3 protein-coding genes are annotated in these 4,331 nt (G+C 68.5%); all 3 read left to right on the forward strand.

Annotated elements, in window-relative coordinates; all coding sequences use genetic code 11:
• Positions 1-449: 449 nt before the first annotated feature.
• The 3 genes from ABZV31_RS38045 to ABZV31_RS38055 are packed head-to-tail and all read left to right on the forward strand — an operon-like array spanning position 450 to position 4,186.
• Entirely contained in the window at positions 450-1,325 is an 876-nt protein-coding gene (locus tag ABZV31_RS38045) for a xanthine dehydrogenase family protein subunit M (protein ID WP_355901433.1), read from the forward strand.
• Positions 1,326-1,328: 3 nt separating this feature from the next.
• On the forward strand, positions 1,329-1,808 hold the full coding sequence (locus tag ABZV31_RS38050; protein WP_355901435.1) for a (2Fe-2S)-binding protein: 480 nt from the start codon (positions 1,329-1,331) through the stop codon (positions 1,806-1,808).
• A gap of 2 nt (positions 1,809-1,810) precedes the next feature.
• Entirely contained in the window at positions 1,811-4,186 is a 2,376-nt protein-coding gene (locus ABZV31_RS38055; RefSeq protein WP_355901437.1) for an aerobic carbon-monoxide dehydrogenase large subunit, read from the forward strand.
• Positions 4,187-4,331: the final 145 nt, after the last annotated feature.

A 4,331-nucleotide genomic window follows, 5' to 3' on the forward strand; every position in this document is an offset into this window, starting at 1 on the left:
TCCGCTCGACGTCGGTGAACAGCGCCCAGGCCTGCTCGACCGGCAGGCCCACCGGAAACTCGTTGATGAACTCCATCGCGGAAACACGGCTCCTTGTTCGGTTCGTGGTGCCCGGGGCCGTCACGGGGCAAGGCTCCTCCAGCACGCTGGAGGTGTGCTCCCTCGGGCCACGTGCCCTGGCTGGTTGGGACGCGCGGGAACCCGCTCCCGCGACGCGGTCACCGATCAGCTCGGCGCGGTTCGCCGGCGCCAGGCCTTGGGTGTGAAGGTAACGACGCCTCACGGACGCCGGTCAACAGGCTCTTCAGCTATCGCTTAAGAGCCCCGTCATGGATCCCGGCCCACTTAACCATTCCCTGAAGTCGGCCTTGACTTACGCGCTGTCCGAGCGCCAACTATCCGGGTCCCAGCGGTACCGCGGGGCGGACCGCGAGCAGAGGGAGGGTGACGTGCAAGTACCGGCGTCGTTCCAATATGAACGGGCGCGGAGTGTCGACGAGGCACTCACGATGCTGCGGCGCTTCGGCGACGAGGCGCGCGTGGTCGCGGGAGGCCACAGCCTCCTGCCGATGATGAAGCTCCGGCTCGCCCAGCCGGAGTTCCTCGTCGATATCAACGATCTCCACGAGCTCGACTACGTGCGCCAGGAGGGTTCCGAGCTGTGCATCGGAGCGCTCACCCGGCACCGCACCATGCTCGAGAACGAGCTTCTCTGGCGGTATTTCCCGATCTTCCGGGATGCCGAGCAGGTCATCGCCGACCCGCCGGTGCGCAACCGGGGCACGATGGGCGGCTCGCTGTGCCAGGCCGACCCGTCCGAGGACCTCTCCGCGGTGTGCGCCGCCGTCCACGCCCGAGCCGTGATCCTGGGCGCGGACGGTTCCCGCACCGTGACGATGGAGGAGTTCCACAAGGGCCCGTACGAGACCGATTGCGGTCCCGGTGAGCTGCTGGTCGAGGTGCGCATCCCGATCCATCCGAACGCCGGTAGCGCGTACGAGAAGGTCGAACGCAAGGTGGGCGACTGGGCGGTCGGCGCCGCCGGCGCGGCCCTCGCGCTGCGCGATGGGCGGATCGTGGAGGCCGGTCTCGGGCTGGCCGCCGTCGGTTCGAACACCGTGCACAACCACCGGGTGGAGGAGGTGTTGCGAGGCAACGCCCCCTCCGAGGAGCTGTTCGCCGAAGCAGCCCGCATCGCGGCCGAGGACTGCTCACCCTCCACTGACACTCGGGGCAGTGCCGAGTACAAGCGGCACCTGGCCGGTGAGCTCACGAAGCGGGTGCTGCGCCGGGCCGCGGCCCGCGCAGCAGGAAGGGAGGCGTGAGGAATGCAGGTCACCATCAACGTCAACGGCGAGGACTACACTCGCGAGATTGAGCCGCGCCACTTGCTGGTGCGGTTCCTGCGTGACGACCTGGGCCTCACCGGCACCCACTGGGGCTGCGACACCAGCAACTGCGGTACCTGCGTGGTGCTGCTGGACGGGGAGCCGGTCAAGAGCTGCACCGTGCTCGCCGCCATGGCCGCCGGGCACGAGGTGCGTACCGTCGAAAGCCTGGAGGTCGACGGCAAACTCGACCCCATCCAGCAGGGCTTCATGGAGGAGCACGGTCTGCAGTGCGGCTTCTGCACCTCGGGCATGCAGATGACCGGCCGGGCGCTGCTCAACCGGAACCCCGATCCGTCCGAGGCTGAGATCCGCGAGGCGATCTCCGGCCAGCTGTGTCGGTGCACCGGCTACCTGAACATCGTCAAGGCCATCCAGTGGGCCGCGGCCCACCCCGCAGAGAAGACCGTAGGGAGCTGACCGTGACCACAGTCCAGGAACCCGCCGCCGCGACCGAGGAGCGACCGATCGGCTATGGCCGCCTGAAGCGCAAGGAGGACGTGCGCTTCGTCCGCGGCAAGGGGCGCTACACCGACGACGTACAGCTGCCGGGCATGCTGCACGGCGCCATTCTGCGCAGCCCGTTCGCGCACGCCCGGATCGTCTCGATCGACACCTCGGCTGCCGAGGCCCACCCCAAGGTGCGTGCGGTCATCACCGGCAAGACTCTGGAGAGCATGAACCTGGCGTGGGTGCCGACCCTGTCGCTGGACACCCAGGCCGTGCTCGCCACCGACAAGGTGCGCTTCCAGGGCCAGGAGGTCGCCTTCGTCGTCGCCGAGGACCACTACTCGGCTCGCGACGCCCTCGAGCTGATCGACGTCGAGTACGAACCGCTGCCGCCGGTCATCGACCCCCGGCGCGCGCTGGATCCCGACGCGCCGATCATCCGGGACGACCTGGAAGGCAAGACCGACAACCACATCTTCGACTGGGAGTCCGGCAACAAGGCGGAAACCGACGCGGTGTTCGCCAAGGCCGATGTGGTCGTCACCCAGGACATGCTCTACCCGCGCGTGCACCCCGCGCCGATGGAGACCTGCGGGGTGGTCGCCGACTTCGACAAGGTCGACGGGAAGCTCACGCTGTGGAGCACCACCCAGGCGCCGCACGCCCACCGCACCATCTACGCGATGGTGGCCGGCCTGCCCGAGCACAAGATCCGCGTGATCGCCCCCGACATCGGCGGTGGCTTCGGGAACAAGGTCGGCATCTACCCGGGGTATGTGTGTGCGGTCGTGGGGTCGATCGTCACCGGCAAGCCGGTGAAGTGGATGGAGGACCGCTCCGAGAACCTGATGAGCACCTCCTTCGCCCGCGACTACCACATGCACGGGGAGATCGCCGCGACCCGCGAGGGCAAGATCCTCGGCGTCAGGGTGAAGGTGCTCGCCGACCACGGCGCGTTCAACAACCAAGCCCAACCCACGAAGTACCCGGCCGGCTTCTTCCACATCTTCACCGGCTCGTACGACCTCGAGGCCGCCCACTGCGAGGTCAGGGGCGTCTACACCAACAAGGCGCCGGGCGGCGTCGCGTACGCCTGCTCCTTCCGGGTCACCGAGGCGGTGTACCTGATCGAACGCATCGTCGACTGCCTGGCGAACGAGCTCGGTATGGACCCGGCCGAGCTGCGCATGAAGAACCTGCTGCGACCGGAGCAGTTCCCCTACGAGTGCAAGACCGGCTGGGTGTACGACTCGGGCGACTACCCCGCGTGTCTGCGCAAGGCCATGGACATCGCCGGCTACGAGGAGCTTCGCAAGGAGCAGGCCGAGAAGCGCGCCCGGGGCGAGCTCATGGGGATCGGCATCTCGTTCTTCACCGAGACGGTGGGGGCCGGGCCCCGCAAGCACATGGACATCCTGGGCCTCGGCATGGCCGACGGGTGCGAGCTGCGTGTCCACCCGACGGGCAAGGCGGTGGTGCGGCTGAGCGTGCAGACCCAGGGGCAGGGCCACGAGACGACGTTCGCCCAGATCATCGGCGAGGAACTCGGCATCCCGCCCGAGGACATCGACGTCGTCCACGGCGACACCGACCAGACTCCATTCGGGCTCGGCACCTACGGCAGCCGGTCCACGCCGGTGTCGGGTGCGGCTGCGGCCGTCGTCGCCCGCAAGGTGCGGGACAAGGCCCGGCTCATCGCGGGCGCCATGCTCGAGGTGTCCCCCGAGGACCTCGAGTGGGAGAAGGGGCGGTATTTCGTCAAGGGCGACCCCGAGAAGTCCAAGACGATCCAGGAGATCGCCTTCGCGGCGCACAGTGACCTCGAGCTGCCCGACGGGGTCGAGGGCCATCTCGAGGCGCAGACGGTCTACAACCCGCCTGAGATGACATACCCCTTCGGCGCGTACATCTGCGTGGTCGACGTCGATCCGGGCACCGGCCAGGTCAAGGTGCGCCGCTTCATCGCCGTCGACGACTGCGGTACCCGCATCAACCCGATGATCATTGAGGGGCAGGTGCACGGCGGGCTGGCCGACGGCGTCGGGATGGCGCTGATGGAGTTCATCGGCTTCGACAGCGACGGCAACTGCCTGGGCGGGTCGTTCATGGACTACCTGATCCCCACCGCACTCGAGGTGCCGGCGTGGGAGCTGGGCCACACCGTTACACCGTCCCCGCACCACCCGATCGGCGCCAAGGGCATCGGCGAGTCGGCGACCGTGGGATCGCCTGCCGCGGTGGTGAACGCGGTGCTGGACGCCATCGGCGTCCGTCACGCCGACATGCCGCTCAACCCCAGCCGGGTCTGGACGGCGATGAAGTACGGCAGCGTGGAGCCGCCGGCGTGAATCTGCTCCTCGAACAGCGGATGTCCGACCTGACGGCCCGGCGGGTGCCGTTCGTCAGGGCCACGGTGGTGCGCGCTCGTCGGCCGACGAGCGCGATGCCAGGCGGGGGCTTGCGGCGCGGTGCGATCCCAGTGAGATGGATCGG

Source organism: Streptomyces sp. NPDC005202 (assembly GCF_040608235.1).
In the GTDB taxonomy this organism is placed as follows: Bacteria; Actinomycetota; Actinomycetes; order Streptomycetales; family Streptomycetaceae; genus Streptomyces.

Coding starts and splice junctions, on each gene's coding strand:
- ABZV31_RS38050 (WP_355901435.1), top strand. CDS start 1,329: ATGCAGGTCACCATCAACGTCAACGGCGAGGACTACACTCGCGAGATT.